This window comes from Cellulomonas avistercoris, assembly GCF_014836445.1.
Classification (GTDB): Bacteria; Actinomycetota; Actinomycetes; order Actinomycetales; family Cellulomonadaceae; genus Cellulomonas; species Cellulomonas avistercoris.
The window spans coordinates 60,260-87,006 of sequence record NZ_JACSQV010000004.1; the positions used below are offsets into that span (position 1 = coordinate 60,260).

At 74.4% G+C, this 26,747-nt stretch carries 29 protein-coding genes; 12 read left to right on the forward strand and 17 right to left on the reverse strand.

Going from position 1 to position 26,747, the window contains the following annotated elements; genetic code table 11:
* Positions 1–59 precede the first annotated feature (59 nt).
* The 7 genes from H9657_RS06065 (at position 60) to H9657_RS06095 (ending at position 4,870) form a co-directional block, all read left to right on the forward strand.
* A complete protein-coding gene (locus tag H9657_RS06065) occupies positions 60–1,190 on the forward strand; it encodes an FtsX-like permease family protein (RefSeq protein ID WP_191781446.1) in 1,131 nt (376 codons plus the stop codon).
* Positions 1,187–1,873, forward strand: a complete 687-nt coding sequence (locus H9657_RS06070; RefSeq protein ID WP_191781448.1) for an ABC transporter ATP-binding protein — start codon at positions 1,187–1,189, stop codon at positions 1,871–1,873. Before H9657_RS06065 ends, H9657_RS06070 begins: the two co-directional genes overlap by 4 nt.
* A 15-nt stretch (positions 1,874–1,888) precedes the next feature.
* Positions 1,889–2,518 carry a TetR/AcrR family transcriptional regulator gene (locus tag H9657_RS06075; RefSeq protein ID WP_191781450.1) on the forward strand — a complete coding sequence of 210 codons (630 nt, stop codon included), beginning with the start codon at positions 1,889–1,891 and terminating at the stop codon, positions 2,516–2,518.
* Positions 2,519–2,534: 16 nt separating this feature from the next.
* Positions 2,535–3,458: an NADP-dependent oxidoreductase gene (locus tag H9657_RS06080; RefSeq protein ID WP_191781452.1), complete on the forward strand. Its 924-nt coding sequence runs from the start codon at positions 2,535–2,537 to the stop codon at positions 3,456–3,458.
* Positions 3,459–3,547: 89 nt separating this feature from the next.
* Entirely contained in the window at positions 3,548–4,042 is a 495-nt protein-coding gene (locus H9657_RS06085) for a DUF2975 domain-containing protein (RefSeq protein ID WP_191781455.1), read from the forward strand.
* Entirely contained in the window at positions 4,042–4,266 is a 225-nt protein-coding gene (locus tag H9657_RS06090; protein ID WP_191781457.1) for a helix-turn-helix domain-containing protein, read from the forward strand. The genes H9657_RS06085 and H9657_RS06090 overlap by 1 nt, the downstream gene beginning before the upstream one ends.
* Before the next feature lie 40 nt (positions 4,267–4,306).
* Positions 4,307–4,870 (forward strand): class I SAM-dependent methyltransferase, encoded by a 564-nt coding sequence (locus tag H9657_RS06095; protein ID WP_191781459.1) that lies wholly within the window; start codon positions 4,307–4,309, stop codon positions 4,868–4,870.
* Here H9657_RS06095 and H9657_RS06100 read toward each other — a convergent pair.
* The 16 genes from H9657_RS06100 to H9657_RS06175 form a co-directional block, all read right to left on the reverse strand.
* Positions 4,860–6,101: an alpha-amylase family protein gene (locus H9657_RS06100; protein WP_191781461.1), complete on the reverse strand. Its 1,242-nt coding sequence runs from the start codon at positions 6,099–6,101 to the stop codon at positions 4,860–4,862. The genes H9657_RS06095 and H9657_RS06100 overlap by 11 nt on opposite strands.
* Positions 6,102–6,165: 64 nt before the next feature.
* A complete protein-coding gene (locus H9657_RS06105) occupies positions 6,166–6,996 on the reverse strand; it encodes a class II glutamine amidotransferase (RefSeq protein ID WP_191781463.1) in 831 nt (276 codons plus the stop codon).
* Positions 6,997–7,082: 86 nt separating this feature from the next.
* Complete coding sequence (locus H9657_RS06110; protein WP_191781465.1) at positions 7,083–8,219, reverse strand: 6-phosphofructokinase; 1,137 nt, start codon at positions 8,217–8,219, stop codon at positions 7,083–7,085.
* Between the two features lie 276 nt (positions 8,220–8,495).
* The gene (locus H9657_RS19585; RefSeq protein ID WP_191781467.1) at positions 8,496–9,254 is read right to left on the reverse strand and encodes an AfsR/SARP family transcriptional regulator; all 759 of its coding nucleotides are present in this window, start codon (positions 9,252–9,254) and stop codon (positions 8,496–8,498) included.
* 279 nt (positions 9,255–9,533) lie between these two features.
* Complete coding sequence (locus H9657_RS06120) at positions 9,534–9,770, reverse strand: hypothetical protein (protein WP_191781469.1); 237 nt, start codon at positions 9,768–9,770, stop codon at positions 9,534–9,536.
* A gap of 79 nt (positions 9,771–9,849) precedes the next feature.
* On the reverse strand, positions 9,850–10,170 hold the full coding sequence (locus tag H9657_RS06125) for a hypothetical protein (RefSeq protein WP_191781471.1): 321 nt from the start codon (positions 10,168–10,170) through the stop codon (positions 9,850–9,852).
* A 72-nt stretch (positions 10,171–10,242) separates the two neighbouring features.
* Positions 10,243–10,641 carry a hypothetical protein gene (locus H9657_RS06130; RefSeq protein WP_191781473.1) on the reverse strand — a complete coding sequence of 133 codons (399 nt, stop codon included), beginning with the start codon at positions 10,639–10,641 and terminating at the stop codon, positions 10,243–10,245.
* A 204-nt stretch (positions 10,642–10,845) separates the two neighbouring features.
* On the reverse strand, positions 10,846–11,181 hold the full coding sequence (locus H9657_RS06135; RefSeq protein WP_191781475.1) for a YnfA family protein: 336 nt from the start codon (positions 11,179–11,181) through the stop codon (positions 10,846–10,848).
* Between the two features lie 248 nt (positions 11,182–11,429).
* A complete protein-coding gene (locus H9657_RS18965) occupies positions 11,430–11,591 on the reverse strand; it encodes a hypothetical protein (protein WP_225214770.1) in 162 nt (53 codons plus the stop codon).
* Between the two features lie 574 nt (positions 11,592–12,165).
* Complete coding sequence (locus H9657_RS06145) at positions 12,166–12,762, reverse strand: hypothetical protein (protein WP_191781477.1); 597 nt, start codon at positions 12,760–12,762, stop codon at positions 12,166–12,168.
* A gap of 282 nt (positions 12,763–13,044) precedes the next feature.
* Positions 13,045–13,710 (reverse strand): response regulator transcription factor, encoded by a 666-nt coding sequence (locus H9657_RS06150; protein WP_191781479.1) that lies wholly within the window; start codon positions 13,708–13,710, stop codon positions 13,045–13,047.
* A complete protein-coding gene (locus H9657_RS06155) occupies positions 13,707–14,918 on the reverse strand; it encodes a sensor histidine kinase (RefSeq protein ID WP_191781481.1) in 1,212 nt (403 codons plus the stop codon). Before H9657_RS06155 ends, H9657_RS06150 begins: the two co-directional genes overlap by 4 nt.
* A gap of 61 nt (positions 14,919–14,979) precedes the next feature.
* Positions 14,980–15,621, reverse strand: coding sequence for a sortase family protein (locus H9657_RS06160; protein WP_191781483.1), 642 nt, complete (start codon positions 15,619–15,621; stop codon positions 14,980–14,982).
* The gene (locus H9657_RS06165) at positions 15,605–16,189 is read right to left on the reverse strand and encodes a signal peptidase I (protein ID WP_191781485.1); all 585 of its coding nucleotides are present in this window, start codon (positions 16,187–16,189) and stop codon (positions 15,605–15,607) included. The genes H9657_RS06160 and H9657_RS06165 overlap by 17 nt, the downstream gene beginning before the upstream one ends.
* The gene (locus tag H9657_RS06170) at positions 16,186–17,088 is read right to left on the reverse strand and encodes a hypothetical protein (RefSeq protein WP_191781487.1); all 903 of its coding nucleotides are present in this window, start codon (positions 17,086–17,088) and stop codon (positions 16,186–16,188) included. The genes H9657_RS06165 and H9657_RS06170 overlap by 4 nt, the downstream gene beginning before the upstream one ends.
* Positions 17,089–17,196: 108 nt before the next feature.
* A complete protein-coding gene (locus H9657_RS06175) occupies positions 17,197–17,772 on the reverse strand; it encodes an alternate-type signal peptide domain-containing protein (protein WP_191781489.1) in 576 nt (191 codons plus the stop codon).
* 276 nt (positions 17,773–18,048) lie between these two features.
* On the opposite strand from H9657_RS06175, the gene H9657_RS06180 reads away from it, so the two are divergent.
* Both H9657_RS06180 and H9657_RS06185 read left to right on the forward strand, forming a co-directional pair.
* A complete protein-coding gene (locus tag H9657_RS06180; RefSeq protein ID WP_191781491.1) occupies positions 18,049–18,696 on the forward strand; it encodes an SRPBCC family protein in 648 nt (215 codons plus the stop codon).
* Positions 18,693–19,097, forward strand: coding sequence for an ArsR/SmtB family transcription factor (locus tag H9657_RS06185; protein WP_191781493.1), 405 nt, complete (start codon positions 18,693–18,695; stop codon positions 19,095–19,097). Before H9657_RS06180 ends, H9657_RS06185 begins: the two co-directional genes overlap by 4 nt.
* Before the next feature lie 369 nt (positions 19,098–19,466).
* Here the strand turns inward: H9657_RS06185 and H9657_RS06195 are convergent, their stop codons facing one another.
* Positions 19,467–20,528 (reverse strand): serine hydrolase domain-containing protein, encoded by a 1,062-nt coding sequence (locus H9657_RS06195; RefSeq protein ID WP_191781495.1) that lies wholly within the window; start codon positions 20,526–20,528, stop codon positions 19,467–19,469.
* 73 nt (positions 20,529–20,601) lie between these two features.
* On the opposite strand from H9657_RS06195, the gene H9657_RS06200 reads away from it, so the two are divergent.
* The 3 genes from H9657_RS06200 to H9657_RS06210 all read left to right on the forward strand — a co-directional run bounded on the left by H9657_RS06200 (position 20,602) and on the right by H9657_RS06210 (position 26,740).
* Positions 20,602–21,576 carry an EamA family transporter gene (locus H9657_RS06200; RefSeq protein ID WP_191781497.1) on the forward strand — a complete coding sequence of 325 codons (975 nt, stop codon included), beginning with the start codon at positions 20,602–20,604 and terminating at the stop codon, positions 21,574–21,576.
* 149 nt (positions 21,577–21,725) lie between these two features.
* Positions 21,726–22,949: an MFS transporter gene (locus H9657_RS06205; RefSeq protein WP_318241330.1), complete on the forward strand. Its 1,224-nt coding sequence runs from the start codon at positions 21,726–21,728 to the stop codon at positions 22,947–22,949.
* A 50-nt stretch (positions 22,950–22,999) separates the two neighbouring features.
* Positions 23,000–26,740 carry a nitrate reductase subunit alpha gene (locus H9657_RS06210; RefSeq protein WP_191781501.1) on the forward strand — a complete coding sequence of 1,247 codons (3,741 nt, stop codon included), beginning with the start codon at positions 23,000–23,002 and terminating at the stop codon, positions 26,738–26,740.
* The last annotated feature ends 7 nt before the right edge of the window (positions 26,741–26,747 follow it).

The window sequence follows — 26,747 nt, forward strand, 5'->3', positions numbered from 1 at the left end:
GCTGCGTCGATAAGATGTGGACATAGCGTCAACAAATTGTCCACCGAGAGGTCTCACCCGTGTTCCTCGCACTGCGCGAGCTCGCCTTCGCGCGCACCCGATTCGGCCTGATGGGTGCGGTCGTCGCCCTCATCAGCGTCCTCATGGTCCTGCTCTCCGGTCTGTCGTCCGGTCTCGTGGTCGACGGTGTCTCCGGGCTGCAGCGCAGCCCGCTGGACGCCGTGGCGTTCGAGGCCGGCACCAAGACCGACTCCGCCTTCACCCGCAGCGTCGTGACGTCCGAGCAGCGTGACGCCTGGGCCGCCCAGGACGACGTCGCCGACGCCGAGCTGCTCGGCACCGCCATCGTCAACGCCAAGAACGACGACGGGACGCCGGTCGACCTCACCCTGTTCGGCGTCGAGCCCGGTGGGTTCGTCGAGCCCGCCACGGGCGAGGGCCGTGCCCTCGCCGCCGAGGGCGAGGTCGTGCTGTCCGTCTCCGCCCAGGACGAGGGCGTCGAGCTCGGTGACGTGCTGACGATCGACCGCGTCGGCACCGAGCTCGAGGTGGTCGGCTTCACCACCGACCAGCGCACCTTCGGCCACGTCGACATCGGCTTCCTGCACCTGCGCACCTGGCAGGAGATCCACTCCTCGACCGTGCCCGGTCAGCAGGCCACCCCGGAGGCGTACGACGCCGCGAGCGTCGTCGCGCTGCGCGGGGTCGACGGCAGCCTGCCGGACCTCGCCGCCGGTGACGCCGCGGCGGGGACGACCGCCCGCACGATCACCGAGGCGTACGACTCCTCGCCCGGCTACACCGCCGAGATCACGACGATGCAGCTCATCCAGGGCTTCCTCTACGCCATCTCCGCGCTCGTCGTCGGTGCGTTCTTCACGCTCTGGACGGTGCAGCGCACCCGCGAGCTCGCCGTCATGCGGGCCATGGGCGCCTCGACCCGCTTCCTGCTCGGCGACGGGCTCGCGCAGGCCGCGATCCTGCTGGTCGTGTCCGTCGGCGTCGGTCTGGCCGTCGGCCTCGGCCTCGGCTCGCTGCTCGTCGGGACGGGCATGCCGTTCGAGCTCGAGAGCGGACCCATCACGACCGGTGCGCTGCTGCTGCTGGGCCTCGGCCTGTTCGGCGCCGCCGTCGCGACCGTCCGCATCGCCCGTGTCGACCCCGTGACCGCGCTGGGAGAGAACCGATGACCGCCACCACCACCACCCGTACCGGCCTCGCACTGAGCGACGTCACCCTCACCTTCGGCGACGGGGACAGCCAGGTCGTCGCCCTCGACCACGTCGACCTGACGGTCACCCCGGGGGAGATCGTCGCGATCGTCGGCCCGTCGGGCGCCGGCAAGTCCAGCCTGCTGGCGGTCGCCGGCGGTCTGACGCGACCGACCTCCGGGTCCGTCGACGTCAGCGGGACCGACCTGACCGGCCTGTCGGGTGCCGCCCTGGCGCGCTTCCGCCGCGACAACGTCGGGTTCGTCTTCCAGTCCGGCAACCTCGTGCCTGCGCTGACGGCGATCGACCAGCTGCGGCTGGTCGAGAAGATCACCGGGCGCCGCGCGGTGAAGCCGCCCGAGGAGCTGCTCGCCGCGGTCGGCATGGCCGACCACGCGAAGCGCCGGCCCGGCAAGCTGTCCGGCGGTGAGCGTCAGCGCGTCGGGATCGCCCGCGCGCTGGTCGCCTCCCCGTCGGTCCTGCTGGTCGACGAGCCCACCGCGGCGCTCGACCGGCGCCGCAGCCACGAGATCGTCGAGCTGCTCGCGCGTCAGACGCACGACTTCGGGGTCGCTACGGTGATGGTCACGCACGACCACGACGTGCTCGAGCACTGCGACCGCGTGCTCGAGATGGTGGACGGACGCCTCGCGGCCGTCTGACGAACAGGAGGACGCGTGCCACGCATCACGGCGCGCACGGTGCCCGAGCACCGCGAGGCCCAGCGCCGAGCGATCCTCGACGCGACCCGCGAGCTGCTCGCGGCCGCACCCGACGTCGAGCCCACCTTCGCGGACGTCGCCGCGAAGGCGGGGCTCGCACGTCCGAGCATCTACCACTACTTCGCGTCACGGGAGGAGCTGTTCCGCGCGGTCGTCGTGGACGCCCTGCCGCGCTGGCGCGAGACGATCGCGCAGGCCACGAGCGCGCACGACGACCCCGCGGCCCGCATCGGCGCCTACGCGGACGCCAACCTCTCGCTCGTCGCGGACGGCGAGCACGCCGTCATCAGCGCGCTCGTGTCGTTCGACCCGCGGGCGCTCGCCGACCCGCGGATCGCCCAGATGCACGCCGAGCTGGTCGAGCCGCTCGTCGGCACGCTGCGGGACGCGCAGGTCGAGGACCCGGAGGTCGTCGCGCAGCTCGTCAACGCCGTCGTGCAGCGCGCCGGCGCGATGATCGAGAGCGGCGCGGACGTGCCGACGGTCCGGCGTGCGGTGCGCACGCTGCTGACCTCGACGGTCGCGGCAGGCGCCCCCGACGTCGGGGACGGCCGCGAGGGGGACGGGAACAGACGGGGCTCCTGACGCCGTTGCGACCGGTATGCGAGCCATCACCTACGACCGCTTCGGCGGCAGCGACGTCCTGCAGCTCACCGACCAGCCGGAGCCCAAGGTCAGCTCCGACAGCGTCCTGGTGCGGGTGCGGGCCGCGTCCGTGAACCCGGTGGACTGGAAGATCCGCGCCGGGTACCTCGACCAGATCATCGACACCGAGTTCCCCGCGATCCCGGGGTGGGACGTCGCGGGCGTCGTCGAGCGGCCGGGCCTGGACACCCCGGAGCTGGCGGCCGGCGACGAGGTCTACGGCTACGTCCGCAAGGACTGGCTGCACGGCGGGACGTTCGCCGAGCTGGTCTCGGCGCCCGTCCGGACGCTGGCGCGCAAGCCCGCGTCGCTGAGCTTCGAGGAGGCCGCCGCGGTGCCGCTCGCGGGTCTGACGGCGTACCAGACCATCGAGCGCGTCGGGGTGCGCGACGGGCAGACGGTGCTCGTGCACGCCGCGGCCGGGGGCGTCGGGCAGTTCGCGGTGCAGATCCTGCGGGCCCGGGGGGCGCGCGTCATCGGGACGGCGTCGGCGCGCAACCACGAGCACCTGCGCGGCCTGGGTGCCGAGCCGGTCGAGTACGGCGACGGCCTGGCCGAGCGCGTGCGCGCGCTCGCGCCGCAGGGCGTCGACGTCGTCCTCGACTACGGCTCCGACGACCTGGTGCCGACGACGCGCGCGGTCCTGGCCGACGGCGGCACGGTCGCGTCGATCGTCGACACCGCCGCGCGCGACGAGCTCGGCGGGCACTACGTGTGGGTGCGGCCGAGCACGGCGGACCTCGACGCGCTGACGGCGCTGATCGACGGCGGAGCGGTGAAGGTCGACGTGGCGCAGGTCTTCGACCTCGCGGACGCGGCCGCGGCGCACGACCTCGTGGCCGAGGGGCACGTGCGCGGCAAGGTCGTCGTGCGGGTCTGACCGGCGGGACACGGCTTCTCGATCGAATGGCTTGAGGAATCGATCGTTGATCGATAGATTCCTCTCGTCACCCGATCGAGGAGCCTGTCATGCGCAACCTCACCGTCCTCGCGCTGCGCGTCGTCATCGCGCTCGCGCTCGCCGGGTCCCTGTTCGTCCAGTGCGTCATGGCGCCGCTGCTGTGGATCGACCTCGTCGAGGCGGACGCCCCGCCGGGCGTCCGGGTCCCGTTCGTCGTCATCTTCGTCCTGGGCCTCGTGACGCTGCAGGTGTGCGCGGTCTGCGTATGGCGCCTGCTGACGATGGTGCGGCGCGAGGAGGTCTTCACCCCCGGCGCGTTCCGCTGGGTCGACGTCATCATCGGCGCGATCGCCGCGGCCGCCGTCCTGGTGTTCGGGCTCGCGGTCGTGCTCGCACCGGGGGAGCAGGTCGCGCCCGGCATCGTGCTGCTGATCTGCGGTGCGGCCCTCGTGCTCGGCGGCATCGCGCTGATCGTCCTGCTGCTGCGGATGCTGCTCGCGCAGGCCGTCGACCGCGACCGCGAGGCCCGGCGCCTGCGCGACGAGCTCGACGAGGTGATCTGATGCCGATCGTCGTGGACGTGGACGTCATGCTCGCGCGCCGCAAGATGTCCGTCGGGACGCTCGCCGAGCGCGTGGGCATCACGCCCGCCAACCTCGCGGTGCTCAAGAACGGGCGCGCCAAGGCCGTGCGCTTCACGACCCTGGCCGCGCTGTGCGAGGTGCTCGAGTGCCAGCCGGGCGACCTGCTGCGGTGGGAGCCGCACGGCGAGACCGACGCGACGTAGCCCTGCGTCGGTACCCTCGCCGGGTGGCGGAGGGGCACTCATGGTCGACTACACGGCGCCGGGCGCGTACCAGCGCAGCACCGGCACCTTCTTCACCGTCCTGCAGCGACGCGCGGCGGCGCACGCGTCGGCCGCAGCACCGCGGGGCGGGCGCGTCCTCGACGTCGGCTGCGGGCCGGGCGTGCTCGTGCGGACGCTCGCGCGCCGACGCCCCGACCTGCGCGTCGACGGCGTGGACCTCACGCCGCAGATGGTCGAGCACGCCCGAGCCCTGCTTGCGCGCGCCGGGCTGGCGGACCGCACGCACGTCGTCGCCGGGGACGCCGCCGCGCTGCCTTACCCGGACGCGTCCTTCGACGCCGTGACCTCGACCATGAGCTTCCACCACTGGTCGCCGCTGGGCGTCGCGGTCGGCGAGGTGCTGCGCGTGCTGCGCCCCACGGGCACGGCCTACCTCTACGACGTGGGCGTGGCGCCCTTCGACGGTGTGCGCGCCGCCGTCGCGGGTGTCCCGGGGTGGACGTGCGAGCGGGTGCTCGTACGGGGGATCGTGCTGCCGTCCGTCCTGTACCGGGGGGTGCGGCTGCGGCGCGTCACACCGTGAACAGCACCCGCCCGTCGCCGTCCCGCACGACCGCGCGCGGCGCGTCCGTCACGTCGAGCTCGACGTGCAGCCGGTGCGCACCGTCCGCGGACGTCGAGGTGTACCGGTAGCGGGTGTTCGTCAGCTCGTCGGCGGAGGTCCGGGCGGTGTGCAGCCACGCGTGCTGCCGCCGCAGCGCGACGAGGCCCTGGTGCAGGTGGAGCACGCGCCGCTCGTCGTCGCCGAGGTCGTCGGGCGACGCGGGCAGGGCGGGCCGCACCGCGTCGTCACCGCCCTCGCGGTCCTCCTTGAGGCCCGTCCAGCCCAGCTCGTCGCCGTAGTACACCGACGGCACGCCGCCCACCGTCATGAGCACGACGTGCGCGAGCACCGCCGCCTGCGGGCCGACGCGCGTCGCGATGCGCGTGACGTCGTGGTTGCCGACGAACGTCTGCGGGACGAACGTGTCGAGCAGCGCGGCGTGCCGCGCCAGCGCGTGGTCCAGCTCCCAGAAGTTGCGGTCGAGCAGGCTGCTCCAGATCGCCTTCCACAGCTCGTACTGCGTCACCGAGTCCATGCCGGAGGCCGCGACCACGCCCGCGTAGTCGCCGTGGATGACCTCCCCGACGATCCACGTGTCCGGGTGGTGCTCGCGCACCTGCGGCAGCACGCGCGCCCAGAACTCCGGCGGCACGGTGTACGCGGCGTCGAGGCGCCAGCCGTCGGCACCGCGCGCGAGCCAGTGGGTCATGACGTCGACGACGTACGCCGCCACCGCCGGGTCGTCGTGGTTCAGCGCGACGAGCGCGCGGTGCCCCTCGAAGTCGGCCGTGCGCGGGCCGTCGGGGTGGTCCCAGTCGACGCGCAGGAAGCCCGCGCGCGGGCCGTCGCGACCCTCCGCGAGCACCTGCGCGACCAGCGGGTGCTCGGCGCCGACGTGGTTGAACACGCCGTCGAGCAGCACCCGCAGGCCGCGCTCGTGGGCCGCGGCGACGAGCGCGTCGAAGTCCTCGTCCGTGCCCAGGCGGGGGTCGATGCGCAGGTGGTCCGTGGTGTCGTAGCCGTGGGCCGACGACGCGAACACCGGGCCCAGCAGGACGCCGTTGGTGCCCAGGCGCTGGACGTGGTCGAGCCAGGGGACCAGGCGGTCCAGCCGGTGCGCCGCGGGGTCGACGTCCGGCGTGCGGATCGGCGCCCCGACCGCACCCAGCGGGTAGACGTGCCACCAGATCGCGTGCTCGGTCCAGCCCATGACGCCTCCCCGGTGATCGACTCCGACGTCCGAGGCTAGAGGACCCCGCGGCGCCCGCCCGCCGTCACGTGCGCGGGACGAACGGCAGGATCTGCTCCGCGCCCCCGTCGACCACGAGGCACGACGCCTCGGGCACCTCGAGCCACGCGCCGCGCAGCTCGCCGAGCGGCTCGGAGACGATCAGCCGGGTGTCGTCGGCCAGGCCGCGCAGCGCCGGGTGGTCCGGGTAGTGCTGGCGCAGCACGGAGACGTCGGCGTTGCGGAACAGCGTGCGGCTGCGTCCCTCGGAGGAGTACCGGACGGCCCACATCCGCTGCCCGTCGGTCACCGCGACCGTGCCCTGGAACGGGAAGCCGACGCCGTGCTCCCGGCCCGTCCTCTCGACCAGGCCGACCGCGGCGGCGAGCGCGGCGGGCGGGTCGTCGGTGAGTCCGAAGGTCAGGGCCAGGTGGAAGACCGTCTCGGAGTCGGTCGTGCCGGCGATGTCCGCGAACAGCGACGGGTCGACCTCGAGCTGCAGGTCGCGCTTGAGCTCGGGGAACCGGTCGACGGCCCCGTTGTGCATGAACAGCCAGCCGTCGTGGCGGAACGGGTGGCAGTTGGTCACCTGGACCGCGGAGCCGCTGGTGGCGCGCACGTGCGCGAAGACCGTGCCGGAGCGGACGTGACGCGCGAGCTCCCGCAGGTTCGGGTCGCTCCAGGCCGGCTCGGTGCTGCGGAAGATGCCGGGCTCCGGGGCGTGGCCGTCGTACCAGCCGACGCCGAACCCGTCGCCGTTGGTCGGCTCGGCACCCATCCTGCTGTGCAGGCTCTGCAGCACGAGCGAGTTCGCCGGCTTGTAGAGCAGGTCGTCGAGCGTCACCGGTGCCCCGGAGTACGCCAGCCATCGGCACATGTCGGCCCCCCTCGCCGCGGCCCGCACGTCGCGCGACCCCCCGACCACCTTGCGCCGCCGGGGCGACGGGCGCCAGGGGACCGCGGTCAGTCGCCCAGCCCGGTGCCCACCTGCCGCGCCGCCGCGATCCACGCGTGGTCCGGCGGGACGAGCTTGACCTTGCCCGCGACCTCGGAGAGCGGCACGGGCACAGCCTCGTCACCGCGGGCCGCCACCATGACGCCGAACTCGCCGCGGTCCACGAGGTTCGCGGCAGCCGCACCCAGGCGCGTCGCGAGCAGCCGGTCCGCGGCGCACGGCGTGCCGCCGCGCTGCACGTACCCCAGGATCGTCACGCGCGTCTCGAGGCGGGTCGCCGCCTCGAGCTCGCGCGCGAGCTTGAACGTGTGCTCGCGCTGCGCGTCCTCGACGTGGGCCAGGTGCTTCTTGGCCGCACGTCGCGACTCGGGGGTCTTCGCGGACTTCACGAGGAGCTGCGCGGCCTCGTAGTCGGCGGTGTCCTCGACGTCCCGCGCGCCCTCGGCGACCGCGACGACCGAGAACGACGAGCCGCGGGACATGCGCCGACGGATCGTCTCCGCGACGGCCTCGATCGTGTACGGGATCTCGGGGATGAGGATGATGTCGGCGCCGCCGGCGATCCCCGACGCGAGCGTGAGCCAGCCGGCCCGGTGGCCCATGATCTCCGTGAGGATGATCCGGTGGTGGCTGTGCGCGGTCGAGTGCACGCGGTCCACGGCCTCGGTGGCGATCTCGGTGGCCGTCGCGAACCCGAACGACGTGTCCGTCGCGGCGATGTCGTTGTCGATCGTCTTGGGCAGGTGGATGACGTTCAGCCCAGCGTCGACCAGCCGCATCGCGTTCTTCGCCGTCCCGCCGCCGCCCAGCATGATGAGCGCGTCCAGGCCCAGCTCGCGGTAGTTCTCGACGACCGTCGGCACCATGTCCTGCGGCTCGCCGCCGTCCACGGAGTAGCGGTGGACCTTGTCGCGGCTCGTCCCCAGGATCGTCCCGCCGACCGTGAGGATCCCGGACAGCGCCTTGCCGTCCAGCTCGACGTAGCGGTTCTCGACCAGGCCCGTCACGCCGTCGCGGAACCCGAACAGCTCCATGCCGTGGTGCCCGATCGCGGTCTTGCCGAACCCGCGGATCGCCGCGTTGAGGCCGGGGCTGTCGCCGCCCGCCGTGAGGATCCCGACCCGCTTCGCCCTGGTCCGCGTCATGCCGCCTCCGGTGCCGGGCCGGCGGGGGCCGACCGTGTGCCGACAGTGTCCTGGGCCGCGGGGGTGGCGCACAACGCGGCGTGTCGCAGCCGGGTCGCACGGCGCGCGTCACCGGTACGTCGTGGTGGTGTCGTGCCCGCGTCGCACACGGGTCCCGGCCGCGTCGCACGCGATCGTCCCGGCGTCGTCACGGCGTCACGGCGGCGTGGCGACGCCGTCACGGCCGCCGGAGATCCGGCTGTCCCGGGCACGTCGAGACCCCGCAGCGTGGGCGCGTCAGTGCGGCGCGGTGCGACGGGGTGCGGGACGGGCCGAGTACTGCCCGATGAGCGTCGTCACCCGCAGGCCCGGCGCGATGCCGAGCTCACGCTCGAGCAGCACGCGGTATCTCTCGTACTGGGCGAGGGCCTGGGCGACGTTGCCCTGGCGCAGGTGGATCTCGATCATCAGCTGCTGCGCGCTCTCGCGGAGCGGGTCCTGCTCGATGACGTGCAGCGCGAACGGCAGCGCCTCGGCCACCCGACCGGCCGCGAGCAGACGGCTGGTGACCGCCTCGTACGCCTGCGCCTGGAGCATCTGCAGGCGCGTGCGGTGCAGGTCCAGCCACGGCTCGTCCCAGCCGGGGAGGAGGTCGCGTCCGGCGCCCCGCGGCGTCACGACGCGTTCGACCAGCGAGACGGCACCGGGGGAGATCGACTCGAGCGCCCACGCGGTCACCACGTCGACGTCCACCCGCACCCGGTCGTGCAGCTCGAGGACCGAGCCGTCGACCGCGACGAAGTCCGGCGAGACGTGCTGGAGACGCCACAGGAGCGTGCGCAGGTCCGACGCCGCGCGCGTCGCCTCCTGGTCCGGCCACAGCGCGGCCGCGACCTGCTTGCGGCTCGTGGCACCGTGCAGCGCGAGGTAGGCGAGGCCGCGCTGCACGCTCGACGGGAAGACCAGCAGCGCGCGGCCCGTCCGGGCGCGGAACGCGCCGAGCAGCTGGAGGGTCGGCGGAGCGAGCGCCGGCTCCGCGTCGGCGACGCCTGTCACACGCGTCCGAGGGGGCGCAGGGCGGTCCGGGGCCACGTCGGCCGCTCGTCCTGCCCGCGCACCTGGTCCCTATGCATGGTGCCCCTGCACGCCGCCCCCTGTCAGGTCCCCCGAACCCTGCTCCGGTTGTACCGCATGGCGCCACGCCCTGGGGCGTCGGACACACCGGGCGCGCGTGGGGGAGCGGGTGAGGCTCGCGGCCGTGCCGGCACGCGCAGCAGCGCCCGGCCGACGGGGGGCGTCGACCGGGCGCTGCGGCTCAGGGTTGGTGGGAGCGGCTCAGCTGTGCGGCTTGACCTCGAGCCGGGCGGTCCGGATGTCCGGGGGGACCGCGAGCGCGTGCTTCTGGGCCCAGGACGTCACCTTCGCCTCGAGGTCGTCGAGAGCCTCGGCCTCCTCCCTCGCGGAGTAGTTGTTCCCGATCATGCCGACCTGCGCGGACTTGAACTGCTTGCCCGCCGCGCCGAAGAAGTAGTGGGCGACGAGGTACTTCTTCTTGTCCTTGTTCTTGTTCATGGTGTGCTCCTTCTCGAGGGATTGTTCTCCGGGAGCCGTGCCGACGCGCCCGTGCCTGACGCGCCGGCACGGTGGTCGATCAGGTGAGGTCGACGTGGAAGCTCTGCGTGACGCCGTGGACGCCGTACGCCCCCGTCTGGTCGTTCGACGCGAACTTCACGAACTTCTCGGCCGCGACGGTGCGGCCCAGGACCGCGTCGACGACCGGCCGGACCAGCGTGCCCTCGTCGATCTTGAGCGTGGTCAGGTCGATCGTGCGGGACTGGCCGACGGGGTAGTTGTCGGTCCAGGCCGTGCGCGTGGTCTGGCCGTCGTCGTCGATGTACTCGACCCCGACGGACATGACGAACGCGGCGAGGTTGGTGACGGTGATGCGCTGGACGGCTCGCATGGTGCTCATGGGTGGTCCTCCTGTGGTGGTGGAGCGGCCGGTCCGCGGGCGCGGCCCGGCGGTCGTGCTGGTCGGTCCGGCTCAGGAGCCGGGCTGGATGTCGGCCCACGCGAACGTGTGGCTGAACCGCTGGGCCGAGAACGTGACGAGCTCACCGGCGACCGTGAGCGTCTCGTCGGTGAAGCTCGCCGTGAGATCCAGCCGGGCGGAGAACCCGAGGGCGCCGCCCCCCAGCCGCGTCTCGGTGTGCTGCGGGTCGAGGACGGCCGAGCCCACCGGCCAGCCGGCCAGCGTCGCCGTGACCGACAGGCGCGGGACGCCCAGGTCCGCCGCGACGTCGACCCGCAACGGGCCGATGCCCCAGGACCACTGCGGCAGGGCGAGCACGGCTGCGGCCTGCGTGGCCCCGGGCAGGTGAGTCAGGTCGGCCGGGGCCGTGGGTGCCGGTGCGTCGCCCGGGGACGGTGTGTCGGGTGGCATGAGGTGCTCCTTCGCTGGCAGCTCGCGGATCCGGTCGGACCCACGGCTCGAGGCAACAGCGAGGGGCGCCGCGGACCCGTGGTCGCGGCGACGGCCCGGCGGCACGGGGCCGTCGGGGTGGAGGCTCGGTCGTGCAGGTGCGGCGTGCGCAGGGCGCCGCCGGTGCGTCGGGGTGGCGTCACCCCGCCTCGGGAGGGCGCGCGCTCAGGCGGCGCGCGGCGCGTACATGATGATCGCGACGCCGACGAGGCACACGAGCGCGCCGGTCACGTCCCACCGGTCCGGCCGGAACCCGTCGACGACCATGCCCCACAGCAGCGACCCGGCGACGAACACCCCGCCGTACGCGGCGAGGATCCGCCCGAAGCTCGCGTCGGGCTGCAGCGTCGCGACCGCGCCGTACAGGCCCAGCGCGACGACGCCGAACCCCACCCACACCCAGCCGCGGTGCTCGCGGATGCCCTGCCAGACCAGCCACGCGCCGCCGATCTCCAGCCCGGCGGCCGCGACGAACAGCAGGATCGAGCGCAGGGCGGTCATGGGGGTCCTCTCGTGACGTGGCGGTCCGGCCGGGGACCCACGACGACGCCGACCCCCTCCTGCAGGGGCCCTGCAGGTGCGGTGTTGCAGCCGAGCCCGACCGCCCACATCCTCCCCCACCCCCACCCACCCCCACCCCCACCCACCCCCACCGCCTCCCCCCGGAAGTGGTCGGTCGTGCGCCCACTCGGCGCTCCCGGGCACTCGAACATGACCACTTTCAGGGTGCCGCCGGGGAGGGCGGGGGGTCAGGGGCGGTGGGTGCGGGTGAGGTAGGTCTCGCCCCGGGGGCTCAGGGCGTAGCCGACGTCGAAGCTCTGCGTCAGGCCCAGGGCCTTGAGCTTGCGGACGTCGAGCTTGAACGGGTCGCGCTCGCGGCCCAGCTCGGCGGCCAGGTCGGGGGCGCGCACGTGCGGGCGCCGGCGGATGACGTCGAGCGTCGCGGCCGTCCACGGGCCGTGGCTCGACGCGCGGTCGAGCCGGTCGAGGCGCGCGTCGATCGCGGCGACGTCGGCGTTCGGTCAGGTCGGCGTCGTCGCGCAGCGCCTCGCGCGGGTCCGGCCCGGCCCACGTGAGCCCGACGCGGTACACCGGCCAGCCGGTGGTGTCCGCTGCGGTCGTGCCGGCCGCGGCGCCGGCCACGGGGGTGCGGCCGTACCGCGCGGTGCGGCGCCGCTGCGCGACGGCCTGCGGGTCGAGCAGCCTCAGCAGCGCCGCCGCGTCCGGGAGCCCGGCGGCGTGCGCGTCGGCGTCCGTGAGCGTCGCGGGGTCGACGACGTCGACGGACGTGACCTCGACGACGCCCGCGGGCGTGCGGAACCGGCTGCCGGGGCGCACGTCGGGGCGCTGCCAGCGGCGGAACGCGAGCGTCACCGAGCCGTCGGCGACACCCGCGGCGACCTTCGGCGACAGGAGCACCCACCCAGCGTGCCGGGTGCGGCTCGGTGGGTCGAGGGGTCGACGTGGGCGAGGGCCGTCGCCGTGTCAGTCCGTCGGCGCGCCCCGGCGCCGGTCGGCCACCGCCCACGCGAGGGCCACCGCCCCGGCGGCGAGCACCAGCCAGGGTCCGGCCGTGCGGGCCAGGCCACCGGTCTGGGCCAGGGGCCCCGCGACGTCACCCTGCGCCGCCGCGCCGGCCTGCGCCGCGACGTCGTCCCGCCCCGAGGCGTCGGTCAGGTCGGCGCGCAGCCAGAAGCTGAACGTCTCCTCGCCGACCTCGGCCGCGTTCCCGCTGGTGCTGTCCACGTCGAACGTCAGCGTGACGGGGACCGCGACGGACTCGCCCGGCGCGAGCACCTGCGTGTGGATCGCCGTGTCCTGCCCGGCGAGGCGGGAGGCGGGGATGTCGTTGACGGTGAGGTCGTCGTAGAAGGCGTCCCGGGGCTCGGTGTGCATCCGGGCCTCGACGATCGACACGACGAGCTCGGCGGGCACGGGGCCGTCGTTGCGCACGACCCACTCGCGGGTCGCGTCGAAGCCCGGGGCGATGGTCCTGGTGCCGAACAGCGACCAGGAGCTGGTCTGCTGCTGCTGGTCGGTCGTCACACCCGCCGTCGGGTCGGGCTGGGGGATCCCAGGCACGCCCCCCGAGGTGTCCTCGCCCCCAGCGGGCGTCGTCGGCGTCGCCGTCGGGGCCACTGTCGGCAGCGTCGTCGGCAGGGTCTCAGGGGGGAGGTCGTCCGGCGCGCACCCCACCGGGAGGGTGAGCACGAGCGCGGCCGCGGCCGTCGCGACAAGGACCCGTCGCCTGTTCATCCTCGCGCCTCCTGGGCTCCTGCGGGCGCGCCCGCGGACGTGTCCCCCCACGGTCGCGCGTCCGGGGTGCCCGGCCCGGCCGGCGCTAGGGAAAACCCGACCGCCGGGTCAGGGCTCCGGGCGCACGGACTGCTGCAGGAAGGCCAGCACCGCGGCGACGCGGTTGTTCGCCCCCGGCGGCAGGTCGAGGAGCCGGTAGATGTTGCTCAGGTGCGCCTCCACGGCCTTGGGCGAGATGTTGAGCTCCTCGGCGACGGCGTCGTTGCTGCGGCCCTGCGCCACGAGCTGGAGCACGCGGAACTGCGCGGCGGACAGCCGTGCCAGCGGCGTGTCCGACACCGGGACGGACCGGTCGACCAGCGCGGGGTCGATGACGACCCGCCCGCGCGCGACGGCCACGACCGCCCGCACCAGCTCGCCCGGCTGCGCGGACGAGCGCTTCGACAGGTAGCTCCACGGCGTGGGTGCGTCCGCGCTCACCGAGCGCACCAGCGCGAGCAGGTTGTAGTTGGAGATGAGGAGGATCCGCAGCCGCGGGTCCCGTTGCTGCAACGACCGGCCCAGGGCGATCCCGTTGCCGTCGCCGAGGTCGATGTCGAGGACGGCGACGTCCACCTCGCCCGGACGCACCTCCCGCAGCGCCTCCTCGTGCCCGGCCGCGGTCGCCACGACGTCGATGCCCGGCTGCCCGGCCAGGAGCGCCTGGAGGAGGCCGCGCAGCATCGCCTCGTCCTCCACGACGGCCACGCGCAGCGGGTGGCTGCCGTCGCTCATGGCGCCCTCCCGTCGTCGACCCGGACCGCGAGCGGCACGCTCGCCGTCAGCCGTGCACCGCCGCGGGGTCCGGGCCGGAGCGTGAGGTCGCCGTCGCGCGCGAGCACCCGTGCTCGCACCGCGGCCAGGCCCGAGAGGCGGGGCGGGTCCTCGGTCAGGCCGGACCCGTCGTCGTCGACACGGACCCGGGCGGCGCCGGGTCCGTGCGGGCCGGCGTCGCCGTCCGTGCCCAGCGTGACCCAGATGTTCGCGGCATCGCCGTGGCGCACGGCGTTGACGACGCCCTCCTCCACGACCAGGTACAGCAGCATGCGGTCCGCCGCCGGCAGGCGCTGCCCGACGTACAGCGGCTCGGCACCGGGCTCGTACGCCACGTGCAGGCGGACCGACGGCGGCAGGCGGTCGGCGGCGAGCAGGAGCGCGGTGGGCAGGTCGACGTCCGCCGCGAGCGGGTAGAGGTCGTGCGCGACGGCCCGCACGTCGGACTCGCGGATGTCGTCCAGGGTCGCGGACAGCGCCGTCAGGGACCGGGCGAGGTCCGCCTCGCCGGCGCGCGCGAGCTCGTCGCGGATCTCCTCGATCTCGCGGTTGACCAGGACCATGCGCTGCTGCACGCCGCCGTGCAGCCGCTGCGAGACCTCCCGGCGGACGCGCAGCTCCTCCTGCTCGAGCTGCCGGCGCGCGCGCTCGGCGCGCAGCGCCTCACGGATCCGCAGCCGCTCCTCGGCGCGGATCCGACGTCGGGTGCCGACGACGTACATCGCGGCGCCGATGACGACGGCAGCCTGGCTCGACCCCACGACGGCCTCGGTCACCCCGAACGCCTGTGGCACGCCGTCGGGCAGCGCGAGCGCCACGGCACCGATGCGGGCCAGGCCGATCATCGCGCCCAGCGCCACGGCCAGCACGACCCGCTGCCGCACCGGCCGGCGCAGCACCGGCACCCGCTGCAGGACGGCCCCGGCGACGGCACCGCCCAGCGTCATGGCACCGAAGGCCAGGCCCAGGAGAGGCAGCGAGGTCCTCTCGTCGGGACGCACCGCCTCGCCGCGTCCGGTCGACGTGATGTCGTCGATCGTCCAGGGCAGGACGTCCACGGCGGAGCTGACCGCGAGCATCGTGATGCCCAGCACGACGAGGCGGACGAGCAGGTCCTGCTCGTCCGCCTCGGTGGCACCGCGATCGACCTGCGGCGGGTGGTCGGTCACGCCTCATCGTGGCACCGGGGCCGTACGGGGGCGCGGCGTGCGCCGGGGCGGCGCTGTGCGCCTATGCCCGGACGGCGTGCAGCACCAGGTTCTCGGCGGCGTGCCCGGTCCCGTCGCTGCGCTGCAGGCACGTGATGACGACGAGCCGGTCGCCGCCGTCGGGCAGGGCTCCCCAGATGTCGTGGGACCGCGCGGCCTGCGCCTTGCCGAGCACCTCGGTGCGCTCGACGACGTACGTCACGCCGTCGACCACGAGCTCGGCCCCGGGCTGCACGAGCACGGCCGGGTCGGGGGAGCCCGGCTCGAAGAACGCGTTGCCGGGTGCCCGCCCGGAGCGCACGGCGTGCAGGGCCACGACCAGCGGACGGGTGCCCTGCGGCGTCACGCGGTCCGGGTCGCGCAGCACGAACGCGTCGGTGAACGTGGGCGGGTTGAGCGTGCTGCCCGTGACCGTCATCTCGACGAGCGGCACGTCGAGGCCGTGCGCCGGCGCGACGAAGCGGCCGCCGGTGGCGCGCAGGTCGGCGCCCTCGGCGTCCGGGGTCTCCTCGACGACGACGGGTCGACCGTCGAGGTCGGGCAGCGTCGCCGTGCTGCTGCCGCTCGTGAGCCCCATGACCGCCAGGACGGCGGCTGCCACGAGGGCGGCGCCCGCCACGGTCGTCCGCGCGACGTGCCACGCCCGCCTACGGGCGGGCGGCATCGGGTGCCTCCTCGCGGTCGCGGTGCGGGAGGGCGAACGTGACGACGCCGTATACGACGAGCCCCACGCCCACCGCGGCGGCGACGTACGGGCCCCACGTCCCGTGCGTGACGTGACCGATGAGGGGCACGGTGTACACGACCCGGCCCATGACCTGCTCGGGGACGACAGGCTCGTCGGCGTGCTCGTTGGCGTCGCCCTGGGTGACGAAGCCCGCGACCCCGTCGCTGCCGTGCGTGACGCCGACGACGCGGTGGGTGACCAGGGTGGGGTCGTCCGACACGGGCTGCACGGTCACGACGTCGCCGATGCGCAGGTCGGCCGGATCGGTGGGGCGCACCACCACGAGGTCGCCGGCGGAGATGGTCGGCTCCATCGAGCCGGAGAGCACCGTCAGCGGCACCGCGCCGATCAGGCGGGGCACCACCGCGACGACGGCCGCGAGGAGGAGGAGCGCGACCATGGCCGCGGTGAGGAGCACCGAGCCGACGCCCCGCGCACGGCGCGGGGCATCGACCGGGGCGGTGCCGGCGGAGGGGACGGCCGCCGGCACCTGGTCCGTGGTCACGGGCTCGCCTCGAGGTCCTCGTCGCGCGTGGGGGCGACGTCGTCGGTGGTGGGGCCGCTGCTCGTCGGGTGGGGGGACGGGCTGGGGGCCGCGGGGTCGGGCGCGGGCTCCGGCACGTCGGACGGCGTCGCGGGCACGCCCGCGGCAGCAGCGCTCGAGGACGGCGGCTGGGTGGCAGGCTGCTCCGCCGCGGTCCTCAGCGCATCGCCTGCCGCTGGGCCGTTCCAGTAGAGGTCGGGCAGCGTGAACGGCACCTGGAACGCCGGCTCCGCGCTGGGTGCCCCGGTGGCGTCGGGGGGGTAGAAGGACGCGGCACCGCTGCCGCCGGACAGCAGGAAGCTCGCGGTGGGGGCGTAGTCGTAGTGCACGGCGTGGACCTTGAAGCGGATGGTGATCGAGGTCGCCCCCGCCGGCACCGGCGTCTCCGCGTAGCCGGCCGGCCGGGTCGTGTCGCCCTCGCGGTAGAACAGGTGCCACGTCCGTGCCCTGCCCGTGGCCGTGAACGACTGTTCCCGGTACAGGATCGACGTCGGGGACCCGTCGACCCAGTACTCGTTGTTGCTGCCCTGGAACTGCGCGGCGCTGCCGCTCACCGCCGACCACCCGTGCTCCAGCCCGAGGAAGATCGGCAGCTCGTACTTGCTCAGGTCGAGCGTGACGTCGTAGTAGAACGCCAGAGCGTTCCCCGGCGGCAGCTCGATGGGGTCGAGCGGCGTCTCGGGCTCGATGACGATCGGTGGCTCGTCGGGCGTCGGCGCGGCGACGACGGTCACGCCGGGCAGCTGGACCTCGTCCTGCCACAGGGCGGTGGTCGCGCCGACCTGAGCAGTCGTCACGCCGACGCCCAGGACCGCGGCCAGCGCGGCGGCCGCTGCGGTCGTCGTCCTGCGCGTGAACATGTCGCCTCCCGCGAGGTCGAGGTCGATGGAGCCGCCTCAGGACCGCTGGGTCGCAGCGGTCCGGAGGCGAGGGCGGGGGCCAGGGTCAGCAGCCCTGGTCGCGCGTGGTCAGCTCTGGGACGGCGGGAGCTGCGTCAGGGTCACGGTGAAGTTGCCGGAGTCCCACGCCTGCTCGTCCGTGAGGTCCTGGGCGCCGCTCTGGTAGTCGTCCGCCAGGCGGATGCTCACGGTCAGGGTCGCGGCGTCGCCGGCGGTCGCGGGGGTGAGCACGACCGAGGGGGCGCCGGGGGCCTCGGCCGAGGTGGACTCGGTCAGGACCGTGTCACCGACCTTCCACTCCACGTCGAGCCACTCCGGGACCGCTGCGCCGCTCGTCGTGGCGAGCTCGGCCTTCAGGTAGTCACCGGCGAGCTCCGGGGTGATCGCTGTCTCGCCGACGAGCTCGACGCCTGCCACGAGCTGGATGGTGCCGTCCTCGTCGGCGATCTCGACAGCCGAGCCGTCGGAGATGTCGTTCGCCGTCCAGGTGACGGTCGTCTCGCCTGTCAGATCGAGCTTTCCGCCCGTCACGACGGCGCCGGGCACGGTCGCCTCGTCGCTCCACAGCGCGAAGGTGCCCGCCGTGCCGAGCAGGATCACGGCACCGGCGCCACCCGCGACGAGGGCCTTGGTCCTCTTGTTCATGGGTTGTTCCCTCCTCATACACCGGCGGGACCGTCCCCGCCCGGGTCGGCGGGAGGCGGTCCCGCCCGCGGCGCCCTGGTCAGGGCGTCACGCATCGAGGGTGCGACGCGGGGCGGCCGCGCGGGCGGGCGGGTTAGGGAAAACCCCAGCGGTGGTGCCGCGCGGGCCCGGGATCGGGGGCGGGGGGTGACGAGGGCTGGACTCCGCCGCCTGGGCAGGGCTATCGTATAAGTACCAACTTATGACCTCGCATCCCGCGAGGCGGACGGAGGAGCGATGGCCGGCATCGACGCACTCGAGCAGGCAGGCCTGGTCGCACGCGAGCTGCACCGCGGGGACCGCGGGGGCGCCCCCACGAAGATCGCGGTCGCCCGACGCCTCTACCGCGCCGCCCCGGACGACGTGTGGGAGGCCCTCACCGACCCGCAGCGGCTGCCGCGCTGGTTCGCGCCCGTCACCGGTGACCTGCGCGAGGGCGGCCGCTACCAGGTCCAGGGCAACGCCGGCGGCGTCGTCGAGGAGTGCCGGCAGCCCGAGCGGTTCTCGCTCACCTGGGAGATGGGGGACCAGGTCAGCTGGGTCGAGATCCTGCTCGCCCCGGCCGATGGCGGTACCGAGCTGACCCTGCGGCACGAGATGCACGTCGACCCGCAGTTCTGGGAGCAGTTCGGCCCCGGGGCGGTCGGCGTCGGGTGGGACCTCGCGCTGTGGGGGCTCGCCGCGCACCTCGCGACGGGCGAGGCGATCGCGCAGGGGGTGGGCGAGGAGTGGCCGACGACGCCCGAGGGGCGGGCGTTCGTCGAGCGCGCCGCGTCCGGGTGGGCGCAGGCCGACGCCGCCGACGGACGCGAGACCACGTCGGCGCAGGCGGCGGGGCAGCGGACGTACGGCTTCTACACCGGCACGCCCGTGCCCGAGGGATGAGCGCGGTCCGAGCGGGCGCCGCGCGGGTCGACGTCGTCCTCGCGGCGCTCGCCGAGCCGGTGCGGCGCCGGCTGCTGGAGCACCTCGGCGACGACGAGCGCGCGGCAGGCGAGCTGGTCGCCGCGGCGCACGACGAGTTCGGCATCTCCCAGCCCGCGACGTCCCAGCACCTGCGCGTCCTGCGCGAGGCCGGTGTCGTCGCGGTGCGCGCCGACGGGCCGCGGCGGCTCTACCGGGTCGAGCCGCGGACGCTGAGCGTCGTCGAGGACTGGCTCGCCGCGTTCCTCGACCCGTTCGCGCAGCCGCTCGACGCGCTGGAGACCGAGCTGGCACGCGGCCGGCGGGAGATGCGGCGCCGGGACCCGTCCGCCGGGCAGGTGCCCGAGCAGTCGGCGTCGTGAGCCCTCGTCAGGCCGGGCGCAGGCGCTGGCTGCGCAGCGTCGCCCCGGCCAGCAGCAGCCCCCACACGAGGAACCAGGGCTCCCACAGCGCGGCAGCCGCTCGCCCCACGGCTGCACCAGCGCGAGGGCCAGCACCCCGCCCAGGACCTTCAGCACGAGCGCGACCGCGTTCGCCCTGAGCAGCCCCGGGTCGCGCTCGCGTCCCAGCCGCTCGATCGACCCGCCGAGCGTGTCCAGGCCGAGCGTGCTGCCCGTCGCCCAGACCAGGCTCACCGCGGCGAACGCGAACGCGACCACGACGGCACCCCACGCCACCCAGGCCGGTGGCACCCGGGCCTGCGTCCCGCGTCGTCCGGGCACCGCGTCACCTCACCCCGCCAGGGACTCCCGCAGCGCCCGCACCACGGGCCACGCGGCGGCGGACGTCGAGCCCGCGACCGTCCACGTCAGCCCGGTCGCCGGCTCGTGCGTCGACCAGAACGACACGCCCGAGTCCTCGCCCTCCAGCGTGACGCTGCCGTTGTCGCGCAGCCACAGCCCCAGGCCGTACGTCTCCCCGTCGGCCGGGCCGCCGTCGCCGCCGGGGGCCCGGCGCATGCGCGCGACCAGGTCGTCCGGGACGATCCGCCCGCCCAGCAGCGCGCCCCAGAACCGCTCCATGTCGAGCGTCGTCGTGTACGCGCCGCCGTCGCCGCCGCCGACGACCGGCAGGTGGTGCACGTTGCTGCGCCACTGCCCGTCGACGTGCACGTACCCGACCGCCGCGTCGCCCGGCAGCGCGTCGGAGCGCGGGTAGCCGGTCGACGACATGCCGGCCGGCTCCAGCACGCGCGTGCGCACGAGCTCGTGGAACGGCACGCCGGACGCCCGCTGCGCGAGGATCGACAGCACGACGAACCCGCCGTTGCAGTACGCGAAGTCGGTCCCGGGAGCGAAGACCTGCGGGCGGCCGTCGAGGATCGGCAGGTAGTCCTCGGGGTCGACCAGCGTGTGCACGGGCACGGGCAGCAGGTAGTCGCTGACGTCGGCGTCGTCGTCGAAGTACTCGCCGATCCCCGAGCGGTGGCTCAGCAGCTGCTCGACCGTGACGTCGTCGGCGATGAGCGGCAGGTCGTCGCGCAGCAGCGAGCGGGCCGTCGTGGTCAGGTCCAGCCTGCCGTCGGCGACGAGCGCGAGCACCGCGAGCGCCGTGAAGCCCTTGCAGCCGCTCGCGGTCGCGAAGCGGTGCCGCGGCGTCATCGCGATCCCGAGACGCCGGTCGGCCAGCCCCCACGCGGCGTCCAGCAGCACCTCGGGGGCCGATTCGCCGGGGAGGTCGTCGGGGACGCCCCGCACCACGCGGGCGACGAGGCCCACGTGCTCGTCGGCGTCGCGCGCGACCTCCGCGACCGCCTCGTCCGCGACCTGCAGGAGCACACCGTCGTCACCCATGCCGGCGACAGTACCGACCGTCGCCGGGGAGGGCCCAACGCAGAGGCGCCGGCGGCGCGTGCGACGATCTGGCGTGCCCGCGATCCTCGCCGTCCTGCTCGCGGCCGTGTGCTTCGGGACGACCGGGACCGCGCAGGCGCTCGGGCCGCCGGCCGACCCGGTCGCGCTCGGTGCGGCACGCATCGCGGTCGGAGGGATCGCGCTGGCGCTGGTCGCGGCGTTCGTCGCGCGCGCCCGCCCCGACGCGACGGGGACGGGATCGCACTCTCGCGCTGGGGGGTGGGGGCGCGGGGTTGCTGGATCGCACTCTCGCGCCGGGGGGTGGGGGCGTGCCCGGGCGTGGGGCGTGGGGCTGGGGGCGCTCGGGGTGCTCGCGTACCAGCCGGCGTTCTTCCTCGGGACGGCGCGCAACGGCGTCGCGGTCGGCACGGTCGTCGCGCTCGGCTCGGCACCGGTGCTGACGGGCCTGGCGACGTGGGCGCTGGGCCGTGGACGTCCCGCGCGGTCGTGGCTGGTCGCCACCGGGCTGGCGACCACGGGCGTCGTCGTCCTGGGCCTGGCACCGGGCGACCCGGGCGCGGCGACCAGTGGTGGGCTCGACGCCGTCGGGGTGCTCGCGTCGCTGGGCGCGGGCGCCGCGTACGCGCTGTACACGCTCGCCGGTGGCGCGCTCATCGACACCGGCTGGACGTCCACGACCAGCATGGGCGCGATGTTCGGCGTCGCGGGCGTGCTCAGCCTGGGTGTGCTCGCGGTCGTCGGTACGGGCGGTCTGACGTCGCCCGCGGGGCTTGCGACCGTGCTGTGGCTGGGGCTCGTCACGACGACCGCGGCCTACGTGCTGTTCGGGTACGGGCTCGCGCGGCTCGGGGCGCCGACGGTCGCGACGCTGACCCTCGCGGAGCCGCTGACCGCGACGGTGCTCGGTCTGGCGGTGCTGGGCGAGCGGCTGTCCGGCGGTGCCGTGGCAGGGCTGCTCGTGCTGGCGGTCGGTCTGGTCGTCCTCGCGGTCGGCGCCCGGCCGCGCCCGCGCGCCGCCCGGGTCTGACGAGCGGGCGGCTCCGCCCGAATCCTCCGCCGATGTCGCACTCGTGACGGCGGTGCTACTTTCGGCGGAGCGGGATGCAGACGATGCGGTCTGAGCGGGGGCGCCCAGTGATCCGACCTGACGACGCGCGTGCGCGCACGACATCGCGCGTGCCGCGCTCCGCGCCCGCAGCCACGCCGCCGGGCACCTCACCGACCGGCTCCACCCGCAACCTCGTGCTGGGGACGGTCGGCTTCTTCGTCAACTTCTGGGCGTGGGCGCTCATCAGCCCGCTCGGCTCGGCGTACCGCGACCGGCTCGACCTGACGGGGTTCCAGCAGTCGGCGCTCGTCGCGGTGCCGGTCATCGTAGGGTCGCTCGGGCGCATCCCGGTGGGGGCGCTCACGGACCGCGTCGGGGCGCGCGTCATGTTCCCCGTGGTCAGCATCCTGACGGTGCTGCCGGTGCTGTACGTCGGGTTCGTCGCCGAGAGCTTCGTGGCGATGATCGTCGGCGGGTTCTTCCTGGGGCTGGGCGGCACGGCGTTCGCGATCGGCGTCCCGCTGGTCAACGCCTGGTACCCGCCCGCGCGGCGCGGGACGGCGCTGGGGATCTTCGGCATCGGCATGGGCGGCACCGCGGTGTCGTCGTTCACGACCGTGCGGCTGTCGAACGCCGTGGGCCCCGAGGCGCCGTTCCTCATCGTCGCGGGCGTCCTGACGGTGTACGCGGTGGTCGCGGCGCTGCTGGTGCGCGACGCCCCCGGCCGTACCGCGGCGCGCGGCTCGTTCCTCGCGCGGACGTGGGCGACCGCGAAGCTGCCCGCCACGGGCCAGCTGTCGGTGCTGTACGCCCTCGGCTTCGGGGGGTTCGTCGCGTTCAGCGTGTACCTGCCGACGTACCTGGTCAACGCGTACGGCCTCGAGCAGGAGGACGCGGCGCTGCGCACGGCCGGGTTCGTGGTCCTCGCGGTCGCGATGCGGCCCGTGGGCGGTGCGCTGACCGACCGGTACGACGCGACCAGGGTGCTCGTCGTGTGCTTCCTGGGCGTCGCCGTGCTCGCGGCGGTCGCGGCGGTCGAGCTGCCGCTGGTCCCGGTCGCCACGATCGCCTTCCTGGGTCTCGCGGCGCTGCTCGGCGCGTCCTCGGGGGCCGTCTTCGGGCTGGTGGCGCTGCTGGCGCCCGCCGAGAAGGTCGGTGCCGTGACCGGGCTCGTCGGTGCCGCCGGCGGCCTGGGCGGGTTCGTGCCGCCGCTCGTCATGGGGGCGGTCTACGACAGGACCGGCGACTACACCATCGGCCTGGGGCTGCTGGCCGTCGTCGGGCTGCTCACCGCGTGGTTCACACGCGGCCCCGTCCGCCGCTCCGCACGTGCGGGGCGCGCCCCGGCCTGACCTGCACCAGCACGTCCGCAGGACCCGACCACCCGGAAGGACCTCGCACCGTGACCCTGCAGAACGACCCGCCCCGGCTCGACGGCGACGTGACGGAGGCCCTGCTGCGGACGCGCCGGTTCCTCCACCGGACCGAGGTCTCGGCCGACCTGCGGACGCTCCACGAGATCGGCGGTCGCGACGCGGACACGTTCTACCGGGACCGGTGGAGCCACGACAAGGTCGTGCGCTCGACGCACGGCGTCAACTGCACGGGCTCGTGCTCGTGGAAGGTGTACGTGAAGGACGGCATCATCACGTGGGAGTCGCAGCAGACCGACTACCCGACGGTCGGCCCCGACTCCCCGGAGTACGAGCCGCGGGGGTGCCCGCGCGGCGCCGCGTTCAGCTGGTACACGTACTCGCCCACGCGCGTGCGCTACCCGTACGTGCGCGGCGTGCTGCTCGAGATGTACCGCGAGGCGCGGGCGCGCCTGGGTGACCCGGTGCTCGCGTGGGCGGACGTCGTCGGCGACCCCGTGCGGGCGCAGCGCTACAAGCGGGCCCGCGGCAAGGGCGGCCTGGTGCGCGCGACGTGGGACGAGGCGATCGAGATGGTCGCCGCCGCCCAGGTGCACACGATCAAGGCGTACGGGCCGGACCGCGTCGCCGGGTTCTCGCCGATCCCCGCGATGTCGATGGTGTCGCACGGCGCGGGCGCCCGGTACCACTCGCTCATCGGCGCCCCGATGCTGTCGTTCTACGACTGGTACGCGGACCTGCCGGTGGCCTCGCCGCAGGTCTTCGGGGACCAGACGGACGTCCCGGAGTCGGGTGACTGGTGGGACGCGGGCTACCTCATCATGTGGGGCTCGAACCTGCCGGTGACCCGCACGCCCGACGCGCACTGGATGGCCGAGGCGCGCTACCGCGGCCAGAAGGTGGTCGCGGTCAGCCCCGACTACGCGGACAACGTGAAGTTCGCGGACGAGTGGCTGGCGGTCGCGCCCGGCACCGACGGGGCGCTGGCGATGGCGATGGGCCACGTGACGCTCCGGGAGTTCTTCGTCGACCGGCAGGTCCCGTACTTCACGCACTACGTGCAGCGGTTCACGGACCTGCCGTTCCTCGTGCGCGTCGAGGAGCGCGACGGCCGGTACGTGCCGGGCAAGTTCCTCACCGCGGAGGACCTGCCGGGTGCCGAGGCGCGCACCGAGAACGCCGCGTTCAAGACCGTCCTGCTCGACGCGCGCACGGGCCTGCCCGTCGTGCCCGGCGGGTCGCTCGGCCACCGGTTCGGCGACGAGGGCGTCGGGCGGTGGAACCTCGACGTGGGCGACGTGGAGCCGCAGCTCAGCGCGGGCGGGCCGGTGATCGGCGAGGCCGGGCGCGGCGAGTCGGTGGTCGTCGAGCTGCCCCGCTTCGACGCGCTCGACGGCGCGGCGGCGGTCTCGCGGCGCGGCGTGCCCGTGCGGCGCGTGGGCGAGCACCTGGTGACGACGGTGCTCGACCTGCTGCTCGCGCAGTACGGCGTGGGCCGCGACGGGCTGCCGGGCCAGTGGCCCACGGGGTACGACGACGCGTCGCAGCCGGGGACGCCGGCGTGGCAGGAGCAGTTCACGGGTGTGCCGGCGGCCAAGGCCGAGCGGATCGGCCGCGAGTTCGCCGCCAACGCGGAGGAGTCCCGCGGGCGGTCCATGATCATCATGGGCGCGGGCACCAACCACTGGTTCCACTCCGACACCATCTACCGCACGTTCCTCACGCTGACGACGCTCACGGGCTGCCAGGGCGTCAACGGGGGCGGCTGGGCGCACTACGTCGGCCAGGAGAAGGTGCGCCCGTCGACCGGTCAGCAGATGTACTCGACCGCGAACGACTGGGCGCGCCCGCCGCGCACGATGATCCAGACCGCGTACTGGTACCTGCACACCGACCAGTTCCGGTACGACCCGTTCAGCGCCGACACGCTCACGGCGGCCACGCCGGGCACGGGCGGCGCGTTCACGGGCCTGACCACGGCCGACGTCATCGCCAAGTCCGCGCGCATGGGCTGGATGCCGTCCTACCCGACCTTCGACCGCAACCCCCTGGAGCTCGCGGACGACGCCGCGGCGGCGGGGGTCCCCGTGGGCGAGTACGTGCCGCGCGAGCTGATCGAGGGCCGCCTGCGGTTCGCCGCCGAGGACCCCGACGCGCCGGAGAACTTCCCGCGCGTGCTGACCGTCTGGCGGGCCAACCTGCTCGGCTCGTCCGGCAAGGGCGACGAGTACTTCCTGCACCACCTGCTCGGGACGGACTCGAACCTGCTCGCGACGCAGGCCCCCCCCGACGCCCGCCCGCGCGACGTCGTCTGGCACGACGAGGCACCCACCGGCAAGCTCGACCTGCTGCTCTCGCTCGACTTCCGCATGACGAGCACCACCGTCTACTCCGACGTCGTGCTGCCCGCGGCGACCTGGTACGAGAAGCACGACCTCAACACCACGGACATGCACCCGTTCGTGAACTCCTTCAGCCCGGCGATCGCACCGCCGTGGCAGACGCGCACGGACTTCGAGATCTTCCACACCCTGGCCCGCGAGTTCTCGCGGCAGTCGGTGACGCACCTGGGGGTCCGGCAGGACGTCGTCGCGGTGCCGCTGACGCACGACACGCCCGACGCCATGGCCAACCCGCACGGGCGCGTGCAGGACTGGAAGGCGGGGGAGTGCGACCCGGTGCCGGGGCGCACGATGCCGAAGCTCGTCGTCGTCGAGCGGGACTACCCGGCCGTCGCGGCCAAGCTCGCGACCCTCGGGCCGATCCCCGACACCGCGGGCCTGACGACCAAGGGCGTGACCTTCGACGTCGGCGAGGAGGTCGAGTACCTGCGCCGCAAGAACGGCGTCGCACGCATCCCCGCCGGCGCACCGGGCGCGGTCGCGGACGGCCGGCCGCTGCTGTCGCGCGACGTGCACGCGTGCGAGGCGATCCTCGCGCTGTCCGGGACGACGAACGGGCGGCTCGCGGTGCAGGGCTTCCACACGCTCGAGAAGCGCACGGGCACGCGGATGGCGGACCTTGCGGCCGAGCACGAGGGCAAGCAGGTCACGTTCGCGGACACGCAGGCCGCGCCGACGACCGTCATCACGTCGCCCGAGTGGTCCGGCACCGAGCACGGCGGGCGGCGGTACTCCCCGTTCACGGTCAACGTCGAGCGCCTCAAGCCGTGGCACACCCTGACGGGCCGCCAGCAGTTCTACCTCGACCACGACTGGATGACGGAGCTGGGGGAGGGGCTGCCGGTGTTCCGGCCGCCGCTGAACATGCAGGCCCTGTTCGGCGAGAACGCCGTGGGGGACGTCGGGGCGCTCGGGGTGACCGTCCGCTACCTGACGCCGCACAACAAGTGGTCCATCCACTCCGAGTACCAGGACAACCTGTTCATGCTGTCGCTCTCGCGCGGGGGCCCCGCCATCTGGATGAGCGACCGCGACGCGGCCAAGGTCGGCATCCGCGACAACGACTGGGTCGAGGCCGTCAACCGCAACGGCGTGGTGGTCGCCCGCGCGATCGTCTCGCACCGCATGCCGGAGGGGACGGTGTACATGTACCACGCGCAGGACCGGCTCATCGACGTGCCGCGCAGCGAGCGGACCGGGCGCCGGGGCGGCATCCACAACTCGCTGACCAGGCTGCTCATCAAGCCCAGCCACCTCATCGGCGGTTACGCGCAGCTCGCGTACGCCTTCAACTACCTGGGCCCCACGGGCAACCAGCGCGACGAGGTGACGGTCGTGCGCCGTCGCTCGCAGGAGGTGGAGTACTGATGCGGGG